This window comes from Gillisella vitis, assembly GCF_001541345.2.
Lineage (GTDB): Bacteria > Pseudomonadota > Alphaproteobacteria > Rhizobiales > Rhizobiaceae > Allorhizobium > Allorhizobium vitis.
Genome location: NZ_LMVL02000002.1, coordinates 987,553 through 1,008,698, shown reverse-complemented (window position 1 = coordinate 1,008,698; position 21,146 = coordinate 987,553). Strand labels below are relative to the sequence as shown.

Here is a 21,146-nt window from a genome sequence, read left to right as displayed (position 1 = left end):
AGCCGCCGTCACAGTCCGATCAAGGCCAGAGCATCCGGCGGCGGGCGGCTTTCCATCCGCCGGTAGAAACGGCAATCGGGAGTGCGCGATAACAGCCTGTTGTTGACCATTTCCCGGCGCAGCAGGACATGATCGCCAAAGCCGTTCAAGCTTTTAAGCAAGGCATTGACCGCCGCTTCGGGCATGTCCCTATCGGCGGGAAAGACCGCCCAAAGCTTCCAGAGGCTCAGCCGCTGGTGGCTGGTTTTCGATGGCCAGCGGATCAGCGCGCCCTTGCCATCAAAGCAGCGCGCCACTGCCTCGACAAGCCGGTAATCAACCGGCGGGTCGGCAGCCTTTGGCAAAGCCAGCCTCGCCTGGGCCGCACGCGACGCTTTCCAGTGCTGGAAGTTGGTGTGGCCCGAGGCACGGGCAAGCATATTGAGAAGCTCGACATGGCCGGGTGCTCCCTCATGCTTTTGAAGTTCGCGGCCAAGACGGCGGGCAAGATCGGAAACATCTGCAATTTCATAAGAGTAAGTCAGACGCGACATCGCTTTATCCTTCGATACATGCGCCCATGCCATGCCGGTAGCCACCGTCCTGCCAGCGGGCGCAATAAAGCGTGCCGTGGATCTTGGATGATGCAGGTTTAGCTCTCCTTTCCAGGAGCGGTGACGTCTGGGTGAACTGCGGACCCTGTTAAGATTGATAGGAGCAAACTGTTTTCAGTGTCAATCCCGTGCTTCCCAAGGTGGCATTTCAAGGATAGCCTCTGCGCCAACATCATCTAGGGAGCCCATCCATGTTGAAAGTCTATGGCTGCTATAAATCCCGCGCCACGCGCGTCATATGGCTTGCGGAAGAGCTTGAGCTGGCCTTCGATCATATCCCGGTGTTGCAGGCGGTGAAGGTGGACAATCCGCTGGCACCGGATGCGCCGATCAATACGCAATCTCCGGCCTTTCTGGCGATCAATCCGTTCGGGGCTATCCCCGCCATTGAAGATGACGGGTTGGTTCTGTTCGAATCGCTTGCCATCACCCTCTATCTTGCCAAGCAATATGGCGGCGAGATCGGTCCGAGGGATCTGGAGGAAGATGCGCTGATGATGCAGTGGTCGCTGTTTGCTGCCACCGAAATCGAAGGCAATGCGCTGAAAATCTCCCGGATCTCCATGGATGGCCGGTTGGACAGCGAAGCGGGCCAATCGGAAGCTGCGGCTGCCGCCCGGTTGTTGAAACGGCCGATGGCCGTGCTGGAAAAGCATTTCTCGGCCAAGGAATTCGCCGTTTCCGACCGTTTCACCGTAGCCGACATCAATCTCGCCGAAATCGTTCGCTACGCCCAGCCTTATACGCCGGTGATGGACGCCCATCCGAGCGTCAGTGCCTGGCTTGGCCGCTGCCAGAGCCGCCCGGCCTTCAAGGCCATGTGGGAAAGGCGGGCTGCGGAGTAAGCGATGCGCCCGGCTCTGACCCTGGCGCCGCTGGCGCGCGACGACCGCGCCCTGCATCTATCCTTGCCGCTAGAGCAGCAGATCTTTGCTGGGCCCATCGAAAACGTTATCGACGATAACGATCAAACGGTGGATTTTCACATCGGCAGTGTCAGCGATGACCCTATCTGCTTCTTCAAGATCGACCGGGACTATCATGCCCGCCTTTCCGGTTTTGACTTGGCGGAGCACGGTTTCCAGCCCGGCGATCTCGGCCTGCGGGCGCTGATTGTCGGCAGCCAATTTCAGGGAAAAGGCTATGGCACGGCAGCCATGGCCGCCCTGCCCGCCTATCTCGCCCGCCATTATCCGGCCAGACACTGTTTTCTCACCGTCAACCTGCGCAATCCGGCGGCGATAAGCCTTTACACAAAAAGCGGCTGGCAGGATACCGGCCAAACCTATCTCGGCGGCAAGGCCGGGCCGCAGATCCTGATGCGGCTGGAGCTTTGATCTGTCCGATAGTGGCTCACCAGCAGGTTGGGCCAGCCTACACCCCTAAAAACAACCTGAAATTGCTTTTACCGCCGATACATTCTGTGGAAAGGTCAGTTTCTAGCGCCTGAATTCGTTATTTAGTATTTTCCAATGTTCAGCTTCCTGTCAGGACTGCGTGCCATGCGACCGACATAAAACGGTCATGTGGAGGACGTTGCTTGAATTATCGTGCCGGAAAAACCAGCGTCTTCCCGTTCAGACCGCAGATCGGCAGCGTGACGCTGTGTATTCTGACCACTGCCTATCTGCTGGCGGTGACCAACGCCACCTTTTGGATCAAGGCGCATGGCTATCTGGCCGATACCTCACCATTGGCCTTCGGTCTGTTTGCGCTCGGCATTTCCGCCATGTGCCTGGCGATCCTCACGCTGTTCTCGGCAAAATATCTGGTAAAGCCGGTGCTGATCTTCCTGGTGATCACCGCCTCGTTATCATCCTGGTTTACCGACCAGTTCGGCACGATCATCGACCGCGAAATGATCCGCAATGCCGCCGTTTCGACCGGGGCGGAGACGGCCCATCTGCTCACGCCCCGTTTTCTGATGCATGTGGTTCTGACCGGTCTTTTGCCCTCGCTGCTGATTGTCTGGCTGCGGGTCCGCCACCGGCCCTTCCTCAGCAAGCTTGCCCATAATGCTGGCATCATCATCGCCTGCGTCGCGGTGTTTGCCGCCGCCGGCTTCAGCGATTACCGAACCTTTGCAGGCGTCGGACGCGCCCATAATGATATTCTCGACCGACTGAACCCGTTCCTGCCGATTGCCAATGCGGCGCGCTATACCATCGACGCCAACCGGGACCGCAATATCGTCGCTCAACCGATCGGCACCGACGCCCACCGGATCAATACCGCCGCCATCACCAAGCCGCGCGTCACGGTCATCGTTGCCGGGGAAACCGCACGGGCGGCAAATTTCTCGCTGGGCGGCTATGACCGCGACACCAATCCGCAACTGAAAGCCCGGGGCGTGACCTATTTCAGCGACACGACCAGCTGCGGCACGGCAACGGCGGTGTCCATCCCCTGCATGTTCTCCGACCTGACGCGGGCAAGCTATAGCCACCGCAAGGCCGCCGAACGGCAAAACCTGCTGGATGTGCTGGGCTATGCCAAGGTCTCCGTGACCTGGCTGGACAATGACACCGGCCATTACAATGTCGCCGACCGGGTGCCTTATACGTTTCTGCCTCCGTCTGCCGATCCGCGCTTTTGCAAGGATGGTGAATGTCTGGATGGTATCCTGACCGACAAGCTGAATGGCTGGCTGGACGGGATCAAGGGCGACAGCGTGCTGGTGCTGCATCAGTTGGGCAGCCATGGGCCTGCCTATTACGCGCGCTATCCGGAGGAGTTTCGCCGGTTCAAGCCGGATTGCCGGGCCAATGATTTTGGCAAATGCAGCGCGCAGGAAATCCGCAATGCCTATGACAACACTATTCTCTACACCGATCATATCGTTGCCGAGGTGATCGACGCGCTGAAACAGCGGTCCGCCACGCTGGCTGGCGCCGTTGTCTATCTGTCCGATCATGGCGAGTCGCTGGGCGAAAACGGCATTTACCTGCACGGCATGCCGTATATGGTCGCTCCAACGGAGCAAACTCATGTGCCGCTGCTGTTCTGGCTGGCCGACGATCTCGCCCAGGATGCCGGTTATGATCGGGCCTGTCTGGCAAAGACCACAGCCGAACCGCGCTCCCACGACAATCTATTCCACAGCGTGCTGGGCCTGATGGATGTGGCGACCAAGGTCTATAATCCCGCCCTCGACGTGTTTTCCGGCTGCCGGCGCGCACCAGGAACCGTGGCAACGGCTGAGCCGGTCAAGTAACCGACACCAACGTCTGTGCTCTCAACTATTCGTGTCCGCGCCTTGAAAGAGCAGCGGCAGAGGTCAGATCTGTTAGGATTATGGCGACAGGTTCAACAGAAAGAGCAGCACCATGCTACGCACAAAGATGGTACGATCGAAAACCACCCTCTCCCTTTTAGCAGGCACCCTGCTGGCACTGGGTATCGGCATGAGTGCAGAGGCGGCGGAAGCGCTGCGCATTCGCGGCACGGTTGAAAACTTTGAGGGCAAGGTGCTGACGGTCAAGACCCGCGAGGGCGAGACCGCGAAGATTGCCCTGAAGGACGGCTGGAAAATCTCCAGCGTCGCCAAGGCCTCCGCCGATGCCATCAAGCCCGGCGATTTTGTCGGCATTGCCTCGGCCCCCAAATCGGATGGCGGCAACAATGCGCTGGAAGTGGTGATCTTCCCCGCCGCCATGAAAGGCACCGGCGAAGGCAGCCGCCCCTGGGATCTTCAGCCCGGCAGCACGATGACCAATGCCACCGTGGCCAATGCCGTCAAAGCTGTCGATGGCCCGACCCTGACCCTGACCTATAAGGGCGGTGAAAAAACCATCTCCATTCCCGAAGGCACGCCCATCGTCACCTTCGCCCCTGCCGTCGAAGCCGACCTGAAGAGCGGCGCCACCGTGTTCGTGAATGCCGAAAAAGCCGAGGATGGCACAATCGCCTCGAGCCGCGTGGTTGTCGGTACCAAGGGCGTCGTGCCACCGATGTAAGACAATGACCCGTTGGAAAGCATCGCCCGCATTCTGCGTTTAAATACCTCAGACTTTTGAAGAGTTTGAGGTATTTGAAATGATCGGAAGGCAGGTATGGTCTGCATCTTCGCCCTGGCATCAGCGTCGTCTTGCCGATGCCAGGACCACTTAGCCCCTATGCTCAATAGCAGCCCCAAGGCCCGCAGCGATGGTAGTAACGGTGCCGGTCGAGGCTTGCGCCAATAACCGCGCCTCCGAGGACGCCGATCGCCGCCCCGGCAGCCACATTGCTTTCAGCCTGCTTGGCCTGCATGCGATTGCTTTGATAGGTCGCCCCGACGCACTTGCGATAGCGCGCTGTTCCCGGCTTCAAGCCTTGAGCGCTACAGGTCATTTCCGCGCTATTGGCCGATTCCTGCGGCGTCTGGCATGAAACCAGACCGGACAAAATCACCAGAATAAAAAGCCCGTGCAACACTCTTCTCATCAACATCTGTCCCCTACTCTCTCCACAATCCTGGCCACAATCCTGGCAGAAACGACGATTTGATCGCTCCTGCCGCTCACCGCCGCAATCTTGCGGGGTCATCCCGGATCATCCAGTGGCATGGGAGATAGAGGGAATCCATTAGCTCATGTGTTCTATTGGATTTGCAACCGCGCCTCCTTTATGATCTCCGGCCAAAACCGGGCAAATGCCCGGCTTCGGCTCGTCTGTTCTACGAAGGTTCGCTATCGCGCATCCTCATATTACACACCCACACCTGGCACATCCTCCAGCCGGGTCCACACGGGAATGCCGCGTTCGTTGGCAATCCGCACGTCGTTGTCTGCGCCTTTGGACGCGCCGGGCAAGCGCAAGACACCATCGCAAAGCGCCAGCAGCCGACCCGCGACCGGGTGGAAAATCTCCTCATAAAGCGCATCGCCGACAGCCGTACCACCCGCTGCGTGCCAGATTGGCAACGCCACCCATTCCCCGATCATCGGCACATGTCCGGCCTGAAACAACGCGTGGGACGGGGCCTCCAGTGCTTTGAGATTGGCCGCCATTTTTACCGGGTCGTCACCGGTACCCGAGCGATAAGGGCCTGCAATCAAAATCAGCATTTCTCTCTCCATAAATCTGCACGAACGTCCATAAATCTGCACGATTTTACTTGAGAGTCGAGTCAAAATCGTCAATATATGTGATTATGTAAATTTTCAGGTAATTTCGTGCAATGCTGACTCACCAACGCAAGGCTCTCATTCTCTCCCGTTTGCAACGCGATGGGCGGGTGATCGCCAAGGATTTCGCCGCTGAACTCGACCTGTCGGAGGACACCATTCGCCGTGATATGCGCGACATGGCGGCGGCAGGATTGCTCACCCGCGTGCATGGCGGTGTGCTGCCGCTTTCGCCTGATCTGCCGGATTTTTCGACCCGGAAAAGCCGGGCGGGCAGTGAGAAACAGGCTTTGGCGACCCGAGCCGTGGAACTGGTCCAGCCGGGACAGATGATCTTTCTGGATGGCGGCACGACCAATGCCGAAATTGCCCGGCTGCTGCCACAAAATCTCGGCCTGACGGTAATGACCCATAGCCCGACCATTGCCATCGAGCTGGAAAGGCGCAGCGATATCGAGGTCATCCTGATTGGCGGGCGGCTCTATCGGCATTCGATGGTGGCGGTGGGTGCGGTGGCCGCGGAGGCGATTGCAAGGCTGCGCCCGCATCTGTTCTTCCTAGGTGCGACATCCGTCCACCCTCAGCACGGCGTCACCACCGGCGACGCCGAGGAAGCGGCAATCAAACGGCTGATCGCCTCGGTTAGCGCCGAAACCTATCTCTGCCTGACGGCGGAAAAGCTCGATACGCTGTCGCCCTGTCAGATCCTGCCGCTCTCGGCTCTAGCGGGATTGATCGTCGGGCCCAGCGTGGAGGCGGCGCGCCTTACTCCCTATCAGGCAACAGGGATCGCGCTTTTTCAGGCGTGATCAGTCTTCAGAATATGTCAGTCTTCAGAGCATGAAGATGCGTCGGATCAGGAAAACAGCACGTCCGTCACCCTCACGTCACCGACATGGCGACCTGTCCAATTGTGCATCGGCTTGTTGGCTATGGCCATCAGGGCCAGTCGCTCGCAACTGTCCTTTTCGAAATAGCGGGCCAGCAGCGCCGTTACCATCGCCTCGGCGGCGCGCGTCGTGCCGTCATCCGCCTTGACTGCAATCGACAGGCCTTGTTGCGGCAGAACGGCGCAAAACACCCCTTCGGCCCCGGTCTTGGCGAAGATCTGCCCCGGGGCGACCTGCATCATCTTCGTGCAGGCGCGTGCAGTCCCCGCCACGTAATAGGGCTCCGCCATGCAGGCATCGATCAACCGTCTGGAGGCCTTGGCGCGCAGCGGTTCCAGACCCTGCCCCGTTGCCATCCTGGCAAAACCATGGGCCAGCGCCTTCAACGGCACCGCATAGGTCGGGATCGAACAACCATCAGTGCCGCAATGGTCGCGGTCGAGCACGGCGCCTGTCAGGCTTTCCATGGTCGCCCGGATATCGCGTTGCAGGGGATGGTCGTATTCCACATAGCCCTCGACCTGATAGCCAGCATGCACGCAGGCGCACACGAAACCGGCATGTTTACCGGAGCAATTGTTATGCAGCGCCTGCGGCTTTTCCAATGTGCGGGCCTGATGGATCAGGGTTTTCTGGTCGAAAGACCAATGGGCGCCGCACTCCAGCGCATCCACATCCAGCCCGGCCCTGGCCAGCATCAGCGCCGCCAGAACCACATGTTCATCCTCGCCGGAGTGGGAGGAACAGGCCAGCGCCAGTTCCTTGTCACCAAACCCATAGGCATCCGCCGCACCACTTTCCACCAGAGGCAGGGCCTGCATGGCCTTGCAGGCCGAGCGGGGAAACACGCCAGCCTCGATATCTCCGGCGGAAAACACTACCTGTCCATCGCTATCCACCACCACGGCCACGCCATGATGGCGGCTTTCGACGCGGTTTCCTCGGGTGACTTCAACGGTAATGGGATTGGTCATAACAGGGGCCTTGGATCTTGGGAACGTCACAGGATAAATTTGATTGACTGACCTCGGTTGCTTCACAATGCGATGCCGCGCATTGCGAAACAAGCCCGCACGCGGATTACAGCGCCGTGCACCATATATGGCGCACTCAGGTTCACGGTAGCGCTTTATATCTGCTGCACAATTTTCTGCTTAAATCCATGCCGATTTAAGGAATTATGCAGTATCCTTCAACAGGAAGGGCGTCTGCCGCTTCGCCAGGGCTGGCACATCCATATGGTCGGGAACAAGCCCCGCCTTGGCCCGTGCCACCATCATCTCGAAAGCGCGTTCCAGATGCCGGGTGAAGCGCTCGGTGTCGAAAAGCGGCGCCGTCATGCGATTGGCGACAAGCTTATGCCGCAACCCGGCCAAGGCCTCCGGCGTATTGGCAAGACGCACGGCCATTTCGACATATGCCTGCGGCGTTTCAGCCACCAGTTCCGCAAGTCCCACAGCGTTCAGCAGGCTTTGCGAAACACGCGAGGCGAAGTGCGTCCCCTTAATGGTCAGCACCGGCAATCCGGCCCACAGCATGTCGGAAGTGGTGGCATGCCCATTGTAAGGCGTACTGTCGAGACCAAGATCGGTGGCCGCGATACGCGACAAATGGCTGGCATAGTCAAGCCTTCCGCCAAAGACGATCCTCTCGCCCGCAATGCCGTTTTTGGTAAAGGCGGCGATAATATTGTGCTCTTGTATCGGATTGGTGCGGATCAGTAGCATCTTGGATTGAGGAACCCGGGCCAGGACCTGCGACCAGAGATCAATGCTTTCCGGCGTCACCTTGCGAATATCGTTGAAAGAGGAAAATAGAAACCCCTGATCGAGGCCGAGATCTGCCCGGCGGACGGGCTCAGGCTGCGGGCGATCGCGATTGTCGTTAGCCTGATAACTTTCCGGCAGACGGCAAAATTTCTCATGATAATAAGGTGAGCTTCTATCGGGAGTAACGAAGCGATCGCCGATGACATAATCACAATCGATGCCAAGGCTGCTGCCGGGAAACCCGATGTAGGCAACCTGAATGGGCGCTGGGCCGCTATTGATAAGGTCCGGCCAACCGCCCGCCGTCGGGCCGTTGAGATCGACGAGAACATCGATAGCCGCCGAGCGGATGGCCTGATGTGCGGCATCAAGTGACAAATGTCCAAGGTGGATTATCGAGCCAAGATTCTCACGAAAAGCCGTTTCTTCAGCATTGAAGCTGTTACGGGCAATGCAGAAAAAGGAAAGATCGAAACGCGACGTGTCATGACTGGCAAAGACGCCGCGCATTACCCGCATTACCGGATGGCCGGGATGGAAATCGGAAAACACATAGCCCAATCTTATTTTTTGGCCATAAATATGCGGACGGGTACGGCGTGCCTGACGCATGTCCTCGTTAAAAGGCCGATAGATGCCGCTGACATCGATCATGGCGTTGACAGCCTCGTCACCACACCAGGTCACGTGATCAAACAGGATTTCATTGCGGCGGAAAAATGCATCGCCTGCCCGGATTTTGTCCAGCGCCAAGGCATTGGCAGGTCTCAGATCTTCAATCGCCGCCATTTGATGCATGGCATGTCGAAAATAAAGATAAGCAACCGGGTGACGAGGCACAATCTCCAGGAGACGGCGTGACACGTCATAACCGGCTAAATGGATGATTTTCCTGTCAGCCAGCAGACCATTATAAAGCAGCATCGCCTTTTCAAGAAGAAGCCGGCAAGTGTCTGCCCATCCCTTGCCGATTCCCGACGCCATGCCGGCTATCGCATAGAGCGCCGCCGCCTTTTCGGCATGGCCTGTATTTTCATAAGCCTCGGCAATCATCCCAGCCAGAACGCCGGGCATGTTGTCTGCCTGACCGTTTGCGTCGAGAACATCGACAAGACCGAGGATCGTCCTATGATCACCACGGCGATAGGCTGCGACAACGCAAGCGAAGGCTGACGCCTTGTCGTGCTCAAAACCCGCCGCCATGGCAAGCAGCAGTTCCGGCAGGCTTTCGTTCCGGAACGGCGTCTGCCGCTTCGCCAGGGCCGGCACGTCGATATGGTCGGGCGCAAGCCCTGCCCGGGCGCGCGCGGCCATCATGTCATAGGCGCTTTCCAAATGGCGGGTGAAGCGTTCGGTGTCAAACAGCGGCGCGATGCGGCGGTTCGCCTCGAGCTTCTGTTTCAATGCAATGATCTTTTCCGGGTGACTGGCGAAATCTATAGCCCTTTCGACGAAATCCTCATCATCCAGGGCCACCAGTTCGGGCAGGCCGATGGCCGTCAGCAGGCTTTCCGACACCCTGGCGGCAAAGCTACGGCCCTTTTTCGTCAGCACCGGCAGGCCGCCCCACAGCAGATCGGATGTCGTGGTATGGCCGTTATAGGGGAAGGTGTCGAGCGCCAGATCAGCCAGACCCACCCGGCTGAGATGATCGGGATAGTCCGCCCCTTCGGCAAAGACGATGCGCTCACGGCCAATGCCGAGCCGGGCGAATTCATCAGCGAAATTAGCCTGCAATTGCGGCCCGCTGCACAATATCCACAGCAGGCTGTCCGGCACGGCTTTCATAATGCTAGCCCATAAATCGACAGTTTGCGGGCTGATTTTGGCAGGAGAATTGAAGGACGCAAACACCAAAGCTCCTTCCGGCAGCCTGTGATCGGCTCGCGTCAATGGCTTGGGGCGCGGCTTGGTCAGGCTGCAATTACCCTGATAGGTTTCCGGCAGGCGGCAGAGCTTTTCCTCAAACCAGGACTTGGCATCGTCAGGTGTGACGATGGGGTCGGTAATGTGATAATCGAGCCCCGCACCACGCACCGAGCCGGGATAGCCGATCCAGGTCGCCTTGACCGGCGCATCCGAAAGAGCAACGGCAGCGAGCCGGTTGCCCGCCGTGTGCCCCTTCAAGTCGATGAGAATGTCGATGCCGCGCCGGCTGATGTCCTGGGCGATCCCGTCATTGTCCATCTGGCCGACAGCGATGATTTCCGATTGCAGCACCGGGTCCCAGGTCTTTTGGATGGCGGCCTGACCAGGCGGCGTATGGCAAAAGAAAGTAATGTCGAAACGGCTGCGATCATGCGCCAGAAAGACATCGTAAAGAAGATACATGGTGGCGTGGATGGTCAGATCCGAAGAGAGATACCCGATCTTGAGTTTTTCGCCCAAAGGACGAATGGTGCGCCGGGGCATCGCAGCGCTCACATTACGCTGAAGCAGGTCAGTGCCGCCGCAAGGACCGTTGATCACCGCCTGATCGTCACTCCAGTAGCAGCGCGACAGAGGCTGGTCGCGATAGAGAATTTCCGCCGTCAATGGATCATCAGGCGTCTTCATCATCTCAAGCCATTGCCTTTCCACCGGAAAGACCAGGCTGGAGCGGCAGAACTTGAAATAATTCACCGCGATAAAACTGTCCTCGGGGCTTTCCGCATAGCGCTTTTCGATGATCGGCTTCAGTTTTTCCGGTTTGCGGGTCAATTGGTAGTGGTTGACGATGATCTGCAAATGCCAATTATTGGCCGGATCGAGAAGCGACACCAGTTCATCCAGTGGCGGATGCATGCCTGCCCCCAGCAGCATGTTGGCGATCTCGCCGACAAAACCCGCATCGTCTGCATTGGCGTGCGCTGCTGCAGCAGCAATGCCTTTCAGAAGATCGGCCCGCCGCTCGGCCAGATAGAGCTTGGCGGCGAATTTCAGAAACTCGGCGCGCTTTTCCGGCAAAGCCGCTGCCGACCGGGCAAAGGCTTGCGCCGCCTCGATCTTCTGGCCGAGCTTCAGATAGATATTGGCGGCCAACATTTCGGCCTGTCCGGCTCGCGCCAATTGCCTGGCTGCCGCCTGCGCATGACTGAGAGCCTTTTCGAACGCGCCCTGCCGGTAGGCAGTGAGCGCCAAATCCATATCTTGAGCCATGATCCGCCAAGCCACCTGCATGTTAAATCCATGCGACGGCAGAAAATTGCCGTAGCGTCATGTCGGATAGAGGAAAACCATTGCCCGAGGCTTGCCCGGCGGCAGCGTTAAACACTTACCCCGGCAAAGCCGGAACGTCGATGCGGGCGGGCGCAAGGCCAGCACGGGCGCGCTCCGCCATCATCTCATAGGCTCGCTCCAGATGCCGGGTAAAGCGAAGCGTATCAAACAGCGGCGCGGCATGGCGGCTGGCGGCAAGGTGGTTTTTCAGCGCCGCGATCTTGTCCGGTTTCCGGGCCAGCTCTGCGGCCAGACTGACGAACGCCTCCTCATCATCAGCCACCAGTTGATCGAGGCCGACAGCCTTCAACAGGCTTTCCGACACCCGCCCGGCAAAACAATGCCCACGTTTGGTCAAGACCGGCAGCCCACCCCAAAGCATATCGGAGGTCGTCGTGTGGCCGTTGCAAGGGAAGGTATCGAGCGCCAGATCGGCCAGCGGCAGCCGGTGGACGTGGTCGCCATAATCTCGCTTGGCGGCAAACAGGATGCGGGCCGGATCAATGCCTTCCGCCACAAAGCCCGCCTCCAGGTTGGTTCTTGCAACGGCATCCGGGCAAAGCATCCACAACAGGCTATCGGGTACGGCCCGCAATACTCTAGCCCACAGGGACATGGTCTGCGGCGTGATCTTGTGGACGCCGTTGAAGGACGCAAAAACGAAGGCATGCTCCGGCACCCCATGATCAGCACGCCGCGACGGCCTTGGTTGCGGACGGCTGGCAGCGCTGTTGGCCTGATAGCACTCCGGCAGGCGGCAGAATTTTTCCTGGTAAAAAGCCTCGGCACTATCAGGTGTCACCACCGGATCGGTGATGGCATAATCCAGATCGACGCCGGATACCGGGCCGGGGAAGCCGAGATAGGTTGCTTTAACTGGCGCCGACGACAGATTGACGATGCCGAGCCTGGCACCCGGCGTATGGCCTTTCAGATCGACCAGAATATCGACTTGCCGACGGTCGATTTCGCCAGCCGCCGCCTCGTCGGAAAGATCGCGCAGGCTGACAAGTTCGCGGCGCAACTGCTCCGGCATCGCCTGCTGATCGGCGCTGTAGGTCTTTGCGGTATAGCAAAACAGCGTGATCCTGAACCGGCTGCGATCATGGGCCAGCAGGCTGTCGAGAAACAGGGTCATAGTTGCATGGGCGTGAAAATCGCTGGAGAGATAGCCGATATGCAGGGGTTGTTCGGCCATTCCGATTTTCCGCCGCGGCTGGCGGGCGGCAAAGCTTTTCGCCAGCGCCAGATGCTCGCGCACGGGCTTGGCCTGCAAACTCTGGTCTTCGCACCAGAGCACACGGGACAGCGCCTGCTCGACCTGCAAGACAGCGCGCGCGTAAGGCTCGTCCGGGGTAGTCATCAACGCCTGATGACGGGCGATGGTGGCGAGATCGACCAGGTCATGGGCGCTGGCAAAGCGCAGGCCTTCGATGGAGACATCGTCAGGCACGCCGCCACGGGCCTCGTCCAGCAGCGTTTTCAACTCAGGCAATTGCCAATTGGCGCGGTAGAAACTGGCCGCAAAAAACATCGCCGGACCACTCGTCCGGTCAAGATAAGGGATCAGTTGTGTCACCGCCTGACGGGCCGGGTCATCCCAGGGCGCCAGCAGGGTTTGAGCCATAACCAGTACGAAGGCCGGATCGGCGCGATTGAGAAGGGCTGCCTCCAAGCCGATCCGGCGGACATCGTCCGCCTGTCCGGCCTGAAGAAACAGAGTCGCCGCCAGTTTCAGAAAGGCGGGGGCCTCGGCGCGATTGGCCTGTGCCGCCTGGACAAAAGCGGTGGCGGCGGCTGGCTTGTCACCGCGTTTCAGCAGGATATTGCCAATCAGGGCCTGCGCCATCGCATGGTTGGGCGCTTTTTTGGCAATCACAAAACGCGCCGCACCCAGCGCCGCGTCGAAATCCCCGGCCTGATAGGCCTTTACCGCCGCATCAAACGTCGCCATGGACTGACTCTTGCGGCGTGAAAAACGGTTCGTTGCGCGCAGGCAAAGCTGGAACATCGATATGATCGGGCGCAAGGCCCGCCCGCGCCCGCTCCGCCATCATCTCGTAGCCGCGCTCCAGATGACGCGTGAAGCGCTCGGCATCAAACAGCGGCGCGATTAAAATCTGGGTGCGCAGACGAACCCGAAGCGCTTCCAGCCGGTCCGGATGCTCGGCGAACTCCACAGCGCGGGCGACAAAATCATCCGCATCCTGCGCCACCAGTTCCGGCAGGCCGACAGCCTTCAGCAGGCTTTCGGAGACACGGCCCGCGAATGCCCTGCCCTTCTTCGTCAAGACAGGAACGCCTGCCCACAGCGCATCGGATGTCGTTGTGTGCCCGTTGTAGATAAAGGTGTCGAGCACCAGATCGGTTGCCGACATGCGGGCCAGAAACTCCGCAAGCGGGCTATTATCGAAGAAGATCAATCGCCCGGCATCGATGCCCTGCTGCGCAAAGGCGACGCGAAGATTGTCGGCCACCGTAGGTCGAGCGCAGCTTATGGAAAGGACGGCTTCAGGCACACGCTTCAGAATCTGCGACCAGATACGGATCGCCTGGCGGTCGATCTTCTGCGACCCGTTGAACGAGCCGAACACGAACCGACCGGATGGCAAGCCAACCACCTCGCGGCTTGCCTTCTTTTGCCAGGTCCGGCCTGATATGCTGTTGGCCATATAGGTTTCCGGCAAACGGCAGAGCTTTTCCTGATAATGGAGCTTGCTGCTATCGGGCGTGATGATCGGATCGGTGATCGCATAGTCCAGATCGACCCCAACCACCGCACCGGGAAATCCCATATAGGTAACTTTGATCGGTGCATCGCAAAGGTCGGTGACATCAAGCCTTGCCCGCGCCGTATGCCCATTCAGATCCACCAGGATATCCACCTCATTTTGGCGTATCCATTCGATGATGGCCGCGCTGGACAGGTCGCGAACCCGGACGACTTCGCCGCGCAATTGCTCCGGCCACGTCGATTGATAAGCCTCTGAACCGGCAGGAGAATTGCACAACAGGATAATATCGAACCGCGACCGATCATGCTGCAACAGGGCGTCATAGATCAGCGTCATCATCGGATGAAGGCGAAAATCGCTGGAAAAATAGGCGATGCGAAGCCGGCCTTGCGGGCGAATCATCCGACGCGAAAGAGGTTCTGCCACTTGCGCGCGGTGACGCATGACTTCGAGCGCTCCGAAAAACGGCTTTGCCGCCTCACGCTCGTCATCGGTGCGGATGATCCTTGCCAAACCCAGCTCAAAAGCCGCCAGACGCTCCCCGAAACCTGGTTCTTGCAACCGGGCCGCAAAATGATCCGTCACAGCGAAATCGCAGCGCTCCTGGGCGCGTTGCGCCAGGGCGGCGAGCAGAAAAGCATTATCGGGGTAGCGCGCGGCATTGGCCAGCAGAACGACATAGAGCCCGTCCCTGTCCGTCGATGTGGCAAGGAAAGCAATGAGAAGATTGAGATGTGGGCGCTTTTGGCAATCCAGGCCGCCGATAATCGCATGGGCTTCGGCGAGCCGCCCAAGCGTGGACAAGGCGGTCACGACCTTGAACACCGCCGTCTGATGATCGGCAAGCCGTTTTGCAACGAGATCTGCAAGCCCGGCCAGCGCCTCGAACTGGCCCTCGGCAAAAAGCAGATCGATGGCAATCACCAGGCAGTCACTCGCCTTGAGCGATGTGCTCTGCGCCACTTTCAGGAAAGCCTTGGCCGCCCCGGCCCTGTCGCCCACCTTCAGCCGGATGCCGCCGGTGAGGAAATCCAGATCGGCGATCCGATCCGGCTCCGTCTCCTGCGTCGCATCGGCCCGCGCCAGCGCCTCGGCCAGATCGCCGCTTTGATAGGCCGAAAGTACCAGTTCCAGGGTGGCCACGCGATGCTCCAACAACAAACACCCGTGTCACCGGAATTATCGAATTCGCAAGGCAACACCGGGTTCCAACGCCGGATACAGAAGGCCCGACCCTCTCATCCATAAAAACAAGAGTTTGCGCGGGGCTGGAGAGACATCATGGAATGAAGCGGAACGATCAGCCGAACAGCAAAAAGGGCCGCTTTCGCGACCCTTTCCTCCTGGCCTTGCGGCCATGAATTTTGCATGAGTTTGGCCTGACTTAAGACCCGGCGGCATAGATGCCGCCGAAGGAAGATGGGATCAAATCGAGGGCTGCCCCTTTCCGACCATCACCTTCCCAAAGCCTTTAACGCAGACCGAAATCTCATTAGACATTGGATCACCTTCCTTTCTTTCTGTTGACGTTGATAAGAAGGTAGGTGACGAATCGCAGATCGACAAGGCACATAAAGTAAAAAGCTGCATTACTGAGTGATTGATCAACTTAACGTTGGCGGGGACTTATTCCAGCGTCAGCACGATCTTGCCGATATGCGTGCTGTCTTCCATCAGCCGATGCGCATCCGCCACCTTGTCGAACGCCAGAACGGTATGAATGACCGGGGCGACGGTGCCCTGCTCCAGAAGCGGCCAGGCGCTCGTCAACAGGTCGTCGCGGATGGCGCGTTTTTCTTCCGCCGTGCGCGGGCGCATCGTTGATCCCGTCACCGTCAGGCGCTTGACCATGATCGGGCCGAGATTGACCTTTTCGGCCACGGCACCGCCCAGAAAAGCAATGATCGACAGGCAGCCGTCCTTGGCCAGCGAGGCAATATTCTTTTCGAAATAGGAGGCGCCAATCATGTCGAGGATGATATCGACACCCTTACCATCCGTTTCGGACTTCACCACCTCGGCGAAATCCTCCGTCTTATAATTGATCGCCCGGCGGGCGCCGAGCTTCAGGCAAGCCTCGGCCTTTTCAGCCGAGCCAACCGTGGTCAGAACATCGGCACCGAAAGCGCGGGCAAGCTGGATGGCCGTGGTGCCGATGCCTGACGAGCCACCGTGGATCAGCACGGTTTCGCCTTCGGTCAGCCCCGCCATCTGGAACAGGTTGGCCCAAACGGTGAAGAAGGTTTCCGGTACCGCCGCCGCTTTCACCGCATCGAACCCCTTAGGCCATGGCAGGCTTTGCCCTTCCGGCAGTATGCAGAACTCGGCATAACCGCCGCCATTGGCCAGCCCGCAGACCTTGTCACCAATGGCAAAATCGTTCACCCCTTCGCCCAGCGCCACCACTGTACCGGCCACTTCCAGGCCGAGAACAGGGCTTGCATCCTTCGGCGGCGGATAGCTGCCCTGGCGCTGCGCCACATCGGGACGGTTGACGCCTGCCGCCTCGACTTTGACAAGCAATTCACCCGGTTTCGGGGTCGGGACCGGACCGGTTGCGATGCTCATTACGTCAGGTCCGCCGGGGGATACGACATCGATATAGCGCATGTGAGTGGGAAGCGTCATAAGACCGGATCTCCGCGTTATCTTCGTTGGTTACGGAGATAGGCTTCCATCCGGCGTTTGAAAAGGAGGCCCATTGACGCGGACGCTCATTCAGGGCGCAGTTCAAACCGGCTGACGAAGCTCGCCGACATGCAGACCGCTATCGCTATCCTTGGCGCTTTTCTTGACGCTGGCGATTTCCGAGGACAGGCGGCTGACATCGTCGACAACCAGCCCCTGCGGCAATTCCAGAACGCCAATGGAGCAGCGCATCAGCGGAAAATCGCGGTCGATACCGTGACGGTCGGTGCCACGAATACGGCCTTCGGCACGATCTTCCGGCGAATAGAGAGCGGCGACATCGCCGTGGAAATCCGAGAGCAACCGGTTGAGGATTTCCAGCACTTCCTCGCTCGTCCAGCCGATCAGACCGATGAAGAAATCATCGCCGCCGACATGGCCGAGAAACACGCCATCGGCGAAAAAATACCGGCGCATCAGCGCGGCAAACAGCGAAATGGCGTGATCGCCCAGATGAAAGCCATAGTGATCGTTGAAGGGTTTGAAACTGTCGAAATCGCAATAGCAGAAATGGCGGAGGTCATCGCTGTCACGACCGCTGTCCTGCATGAAATCGCGAATGGCGCGATTGCCCGGCAGGCCGGTCAGCGGGTTCTGCTCCTGAGCGGTCTTCAACTGTTTTTCATTGATGATACGCACCAGCGAAGCCGCCGAGACCACGCCCGCATAGCGCAGGTTTTCGGTCAGCAGCACGCAATCACTGCCCTCGGTATTGGAGAAGATCGCCATCAGCCGGTCGGCATCGGCATCGAGCCCGACGACTGGCGCATGATCGACGAATTGCGAAATCGTCCGCTCGTAGACCTTGTTCTTCAGAAGATCGCGCCCGAAGGGCTGATAGATATATTCCTTCAAATGCACTTCGTGGATAATACCGCGCGGCTCGCCATTGGCGTTCAAAACCGGAAAGAACGACTGGCGCGGGTTGCGGCGAAACAGGTCGAACACGCTATCGACACTGTCATTTTCATAGACTGTCGGCAGGCGCTCGATCTGTTTGCGGATCAGGATTTCGTCGAGCGACTGGCTGGAGCGCCGTGACTGGCCGATATCCTTCAGATGCCGATAGTGGGATTTCAGCTCGGCCAGATGGGTGGTGGGCCGGGCAATGTACCAGCCCTGGACGAGATCCACGCCAAGCTCGCGACAGGCGATGAACTCGGCTTCTGTTTCGATCCCCTCGGCAATCACCCGCACGCCGAGCACATGGGCGGTCTGGACGATGTTCTTCACCAGATGGCGTTTGCGTGAATGACCGTCCAAGCCTGCAATGAAATGCCGGTCGATCTTCAGATAGTCGATCGGGAAATCGCAGAGCAGCTTCATTTCGGCATGGCCAACACCGAAATCGTCGATGGCGATCTTGAAGCCGGCGCTGCGCAGACGCACCATCAGACCGGCAAATTCCGGCACTTCGGTATTGTTGAACCGCTCCGATAATTCAAAACACACAGACGACGGCGCAATCCCCGCGGCGCGCAAATGCGCCAAAAGCCCGTCGATAATCGTCTCTCCTTGTGCAATCAACCGCACATCGAGATTGAGAAACAGCGTATAAGCGGCATGATCGGGCAGGCTGGCAAATTTGGCCAGCGCCCTGCTGGCCACCATCTGCTCCAGCGCCAGCAATTGCCCCGTTTCATGGGCTTGGTCGAGAATATCCAGCGGGGTCTCGAAACCGATCCGTTCCTGACCGCGCATCAGCGTTTCATAGCCGAAGACCGCCCCGGTCTGCACCTCGACAATCGGCTGCATGGCATTTTCCATTACGACTTTCGCCAGCGTCAGCAATTGATCGCTGGCATAGCGGCGCAATACTCCGCGTTCCGTCGCAATCGCTACCATTGAAAATATCCCTGCGCCCAAATTGTTTAAGTTTACGGCACGGTGACGGCAAAGCCTGAAGGAAATCTTTATCGGGGATGAAAGTTTTGTGACAGTCCCCGGACTGATCCATCGCTGGCAATGCAGATCTCTCGATGGCTGATTTTTATTGATTGATCAGTCAATCAAGAATAGATTGATGATTATCAGAAAGGATAGGCCATGCCGAAACTGGGAATGGAGCCGGTCAGACGAAAAGCCCTTGTGGATGCCGCCTTGAAAGCCATCGGCACACATGGCTCCCTGGCTGTCACCATGTCTGAAATTGCCCGCACCGCCGGGGTTTCTCCCGCTTTGGCCCATCATTATTTCGGTTCCAAGCAGCAATTGCTGATCGAAACGATCCGCTCGCTGTTGAGGCAATTGCAGGCCGATACAGCAAGCGCGCTTGCCACGGCAAACACCCCGCGCCAGCGGATTAGCGCCGTGATCCGCATCAGCTTCCAGGCCGACCAGTTTGCACCCGATACCGTGGCGGCCTGGCTTGCCTTCTATTCCGAAGCGCAACGCTCGGAAGCAACTCGGCACTTGCTGCTGATCTATGCGCGGCGGCTGCGCTCCAATCTGCTGGATGCGCTGGTGGTCCTTTGCCCAAGGGTGGATGCCGAGCGCATAGCCGAAGGCACAGCGGCGATGATTGACGGGCTTTACATTCGCCAGAGCCTGCGGGCGGCACCGCTGTCCATTGATGCCTCTGTCACACTGGTGGAGGACTATGTCAGCGGGCAGTTACATGCCATCAACCTTGGGGAGCCCAGACCGTGACCAGAGCCAATATTCTCATCATCATGGTCGATCAGCTCAACGGCACGCTGTTTCCCGATGGCCCAGCAGACTGGCTGCATGCACCGCATTTGAAAGCCTTGACGGCCCGCTCCGCCCGGTTTCAAAACAACTACACATCCTCGCCGCTCTGCGCCCCTGCCCGTGCCTCTTTTATGGCTGGACAATTGCCCAGCCGCACGCAGGTTTATGACAATGCGGCGGAATATGTGTCGTCCATACCCACTTACGCCCATCATCTTCGCCGCGCGGGTTATTACACAGCACTTTCGGGCAAGATGCATTTTGTCGGGCCGGACCAATTGCACGGCTTTGAAGAACGGCTGACCACCGACATTTACCCCGCCGATTTCGGCTGGACGCCGGATTATCGCAAGCCCGGTGAGCGGATCGACTGGTGGTATCACAATCTCGGCTCGGTGACGGGTGCGGGCGTGGCCGAAATTACCAACCAGATGGAATATGATGACGAAGTGGCGTTTCTGGCCAATCAGAAGCTCTATCATCTGAGCCGTGAGAATGATGATGCAGATCGTCGTCCATGGTGTCTGACTGTGTCCTTCACCCACCCGCATGACCCTTACGTGGCCCGCAAACAATACTGGGATCTTTATGAGGATTGCACCCATCTTCTGCCAGACGTCGATGCGCTGGCGGATCAGGACCCACATTCCAAACGGCTGATCCATGCCTGTGATTATGACAATTTCAACGTCACAGAAGAAGACATCCGCCGCTCGCGCCGCGCCTATTTCGCCAATATCTCCTATATTGATGATAAAGTGGGCGAGTTGATCGACACGCTGACCCGCACAAGGATGCTGGACAACACCTTCATCCTGTTCTGCTCCGACCACGGCGATATGCTGGGCGAGCGGGGCCTGTGGTTCAAGATGAATTTCTATGAAGGTTCGGCCCGTGTGCCGCTGATGATGGCAGGCCCCGGCATTGCCCCCGGTCTACATCAGGCACCCACTTCCAATCTGGATCTGACGCCAACGCTGTGTGATCTGGCTGGAATTTCGATGGATGAGGTCATGCCTTGGACCGATGGCATGAGCCTGAAAGGCATGATCAGTGGCGAGGCCCGCACCGCACCCGTGCTGATGGAATATGCCGCCGAAGGCTCCTATGCGCCGATGGTGTGTATCCGTGAGGGGCAATGGAAATATGTGCATTGTGTGCTCGATCCAGATCAATTGTTTGATCTTGAAAACGATCCGCAGGAGCTGACCAATCTGGCCGCCGATCCGGCTTATGCCGATGTACTGGCCGATTTCACCGCCAAACGCCAAGCCCGGTGGGACATGGCCCGCTTTGATGCGAGCGTGCGCGAAAGTCAGGCCCGCCGTTGGGTGGTTTATGAGGCGCTGCGCAACGGAGCCTATTACCCGTGGGATCACCAACCGCTGCAAAAAGCGTCCGAGCGCTATATGCGCAACCACATGGACCTCAATGTGCTGGAAGAGAGTAAACGCTATCCGAGGGGAGAGTAACG

Annotated in this window: 16 protein-coding genes; 7 read left to right on the top strand and 9 right to left on the bottom strand. The window is 58.6% G+C overall.

Annotated features, from left to right (window positions below; all coding sequences use genetic code 11):
* Window positions 1-8: 8 nt before the first annotated feature.
* Window positions 9-533: a DUF2087 domain-containing protein gene (locus tag ASB66_RS09545; RefSeq protein WP_060719242.1), complete on the bottom strand. Its 525-nt coding sequence runs from the start codon at window positions 531-533 to the stop codon at window positions 9-11.
* A gap of 251 nt (window positions 534-784) precedes the next feature.
* Between ASB66_RS09545 and ASB66_RS09540 the strand changes: the two genes are divergently transcribed.
* From ASB66_RS09540 to ASB66_RS09525, 4 genes are all read left to right on the top strand, one after another.
* On the top strand, window positions 785-1,438 hold the full coding sequence (locus ASB66_RS09540) for a glutathione S-transferase family protein (RefSeq protein ID WP_060719013.1): 654 nt from the start codon (window positions 785-787) through the stop codon (window positions 1,436-1,438).
* 3 nt (window positions 1,439-1,441) lie between these two features.
* Window positions 1,442-1,930, top strand: coding sequence for a GNAT family N-acetyltransferase (locus tag ASB66_RS09535; RefSeq protein ID WP_060719014.1), 489 nt, complete (start codon window positions 1,442-1,444; stop codon window positions 1,928-1,930).
* A gap of 203 nt (window positions 1,931-2,133) precedes the next feature.
* Window positions 2,134-3,807: a phosphoethanolamine transferase gene (locus tag ASB66_RS09530; protein WP_060719015.1), complete on the top strand. Its 1,674-nt coding sequence runs from the start codon at window positions 2,134-2,136 to the stop codon at window positions 3,805-3,807.
* Between the two features lie 112 nt (window positions 3,808-3,919).
* Window positions 3,920-4,549: a hypothetical protein gene (locus tag ASB66_RS09525; RefSeq protein WP_060719016.1), complete on the top strand. Its 630-nt coding sequence runs from the start codon at window positions 3,920-3,922 to the stop codon at window positions 4,547-4,549.
* A 163-nt stretch (window positions 4,550-4,712) separates the two neighbouring features.
* On the opposite strand, the gene ASB66_RS09520 is transcribed toward ASB66_RS09525, so the two are convergent.
* Both ASB66_RS09520 and ASB66_RS09515 read right to left on the bottom strand, forming a co-directional pair.
* Window positions 4,713-5,018 carry a hypothetical protein gene (locus ASB66_RS09520; RefSeq protein WP_060719243.1) on the bottom strand — a complete coding sequence of 102 codons (306 nt, stop codon included), beginning with the start codon at window positions 5,016-5,018 and terminating at the stop codon, window positions 4,713-4,715.
* A gap of 263 nt (window positions 5,019-5,281) precedes the next feature.
* Window positions 5,282-5,641 carry a hypothetical protein gene (locus ASB66_RS09515; RefSeq protein ID WP_060719017.1) on the bottom strand — a complete coding sequence of 120 codons (360 nt, stop codon included), beginning with the start codon at window positions 5,639-5,641 and terminating at the stop codon, window positions 5,282-5,284.
* 113 nt (window positions 5,642-5,754) lie between these two features.
* On the opposite strand from ASB66_RS09515, the gene ASB66_RS09510 reads away from it, so the two are divergent.
* Window positions 5,755-6,510: a DeoR/GlpR family DNA-binding transcription regulator gene (locus ASB66_RS09510; RefSeq protein ID WP_060719018.1), complete on the top strand. Its 756-nt coding sequence runs from the start codon at window positions 5,755-5,757 to the stop codon at window positions 6,508-6,510.
* Between the two features lie 47 nt (window positions 6,511-6,557).
* Here the strand turns inward: ASB66_RS09510 and ASB66_RS09505 are convergent, their stop codons facing one another.
* The 6 genes from ASB66_RS09505 to ASB66_RS09480 all read right to left on the bottom strand — a co-directional run bounded on the left by ASB66_RS09505 (window position 6,558) and on the right by ASB66_RS09480 (window position 18,826).
* Window positions 6,558-7,565, bottom strand: a complete 1,008-nt coding sequence (locus ASB66_RS09505) for an asparaginase (RefSeq protein WP_060719019.1) — start codon at window positions 7,563-7,565, stop codon at window positions 6,558-6,560.
* A gap of 204 nt (window positions 7,566-7,769) precedes the next feature.
* Window positions 7,770-11,498, bottom strand: a complete 3,729-nt coding sequence (locus ASB66_RS09500) for an O-linked N-acetylglucosamine transferase, SPINDLY family protein (RefSeq protein WP_158544208.1) — start codon at window positions 11,496-11,498, stop codon at window positions 7,770-7,772.
* Between the two features lie 115 nt (window positions 11,499-11,613).
* Window positions 11,614-13,512: an O-linked N-acetylglucosamine transferase, SPINDLY family protein gene (locus ASB66_RS09495; RefSeq protein WP_060719021.1), complete on the bottom strand. Its 1,899-nt coding sequence runs from the start codon at window positions 13,510-13,512 to the stop codon at window positions 11,614-11,616.
* A complete protein-coding gene (locus tag ASB66_RS09490; protein ID WP_060719022.1) occupies window positions 13,499-15,436 on the bottom strand; it encodes an O-linked N-acetylglucosamine transferase, SPINDLY family protein in 1,938 nt (645 codons plus the stop codon). Before ASB66_RS09490 ends, ASB66_RS09495 begins: the two co-directional genes overlap by 14 nt.
* A gap of 483 nt (window positions 15,437-15,919) precedes the next feature.
* Window positions 15,920-16,921, bottom strand: a complete 1,002-nt coding sequence (locus ASB66_RS09485) for an NAD(P)H-quinone oxidoreductase (RefSeq protein WP_060719023.1) — start codon at window positions 16,919-16,921, stop codon at window positions 15,920-15,922.
* Between the two features lie 102 nt (window positions 16,922-17,023).
* Window positions 17,024-18,826: a GGDEF domain-containing protein gene (locus tag ASB66_RS09480; protein ID WP_114386422.1), complete on the bottom strand. Its 1,803-nt coding sequence runs from the start codon at window positions 18,824-18,826 to the stop codon at window positions 17,024-17,026.
* A 201-nt stretch (window positions 18,827-19,027) separates the two neighbouring features.
* Here ASB66_RS09480 and betI point away from each other — a divergent pair, with 201 nt between their 5' ends.
* Together betI and betC are read left to right on the top strand one after the other, a co-directional pair.
* Window positions 19,028-19,630 (top strand): transcriptional regulator BetI, encoded by a 603-nt coding sequence (betI, locus tag ASB66_RS09475; RefSeq protein WP_060719025.1) that lies wholly within the window; start codon window positions 19,028-19,030, stop codon window positions 19,628-19,630.
* Window positions 19,627-21,144, top strand: a complete 1,518-nt coding sequence (gene betC, locus ASB66_RS09470; protein WP_081089115.1) for a choline-sulfatase — start codon at window positions 19,627-19,629, stop codon at window positions 21,142-21,144. Before betI ends, betC begins: the two co-directional genes overlap by 4 nt.
* Window positions 21,145-21,146 lie beyond the last annotated feature (2 nt).

Excerpts from the sequence above, each read along its gene's own strand:
- ASB66_RS09545 (WP_060719242.1), bottom strand. The coding sequence starts at position 533 with ATGTCGCGTCTGACTTACTCTTATGAAATTGCAGATGTTTCCGATCTT.
- ASB66_RS09540 (WP_060719013.1), top strand. The coding sequence starts at position 785 with ATGTTGAAAGTCTATGGCTGCTATAAATCCCGCGCCACGCGCGTCATA.
- ASB66_RS09535 (WP_060719014.1), top strand. The coding sequence starts at position 1,442 with ATGCGCCCGGCTCTGACCCTGGCGCCGCTGGCGCGCGACGACCGCGCC.
- ASB66_RS09525 (WP_060719016.1), top strand. The coding sequence starts at position 3,920 with ATGCTACGCACAAAGATGGTACGATCGAAAACCACCCTCTCCCTTTTA.
- ASB66_RS09520 (WP_060719243.1), bottom strand. The coding sequence starts at position 5,018 with ATGAGAAGAGTGTTGCACGGGCTTTTTATTCTGGTGATTTTGTCCGGT.
- ASB66_RS09515 (WP_060719017.1), bottom strand. The coding sequence starts at position 5,641 with ATGCTGATTTTGATTGCAGGCCCTTATCGCTCGGGTACCGGTGACGAC.
- ASB66_RS09510 (WP_060719018.1), top strand. The coding sequence starts at position 5,755 with ATGCTGACTCACCAACGCAAGGCTCTCATTCTCTCCCGTTTGCAACGC.
- ASB66_RS09505 (WP_060719019.1), bottom strand. The coding sequence starts at position 7,565 with ATGACCAATCCCATTACCGTTGAAGTCACCCGAGGAAACCGCGTCGAA.
- ASB66_RS09500 (WP_158544208.1), bottom strand. The coding sequence starts at position 11,498 with ATGGCTCAAGATATGGATTTGGCGCTCACTGCCTACCGGCAGGGCGCG.
- ASB66_RS09495 (WP_060719021.1), bottom strand. The coding sequence starts at position 13,512 with ATGGCGACGTTTGATGCGGCGGTAAAGGCCTATCAGGCCGGGGATTTC.
- ASB66_RS09485 (WP_060719023.1), bottom strand. The coding sequence starts at position 16,921 with ATGACGCTTCCCACTCACATGCGCTATATCGATGTCGTATCCCCCGGC.
- ASB66_RS09480 (WP_114386422.1), bottom strand. The coding sequence starts at position 18,826 with ATGGTAGCGATTGCGACGGAACGCGGAGTATTGCGCCGCTATGCCAGC.
- betI (WP_060719025.1), top strand. The coding sequence starts at position 19,028 with ATGCCGAAACTGGGAATGGAGCCGGTCAGACGAAAAGCCCTTGTGGAT.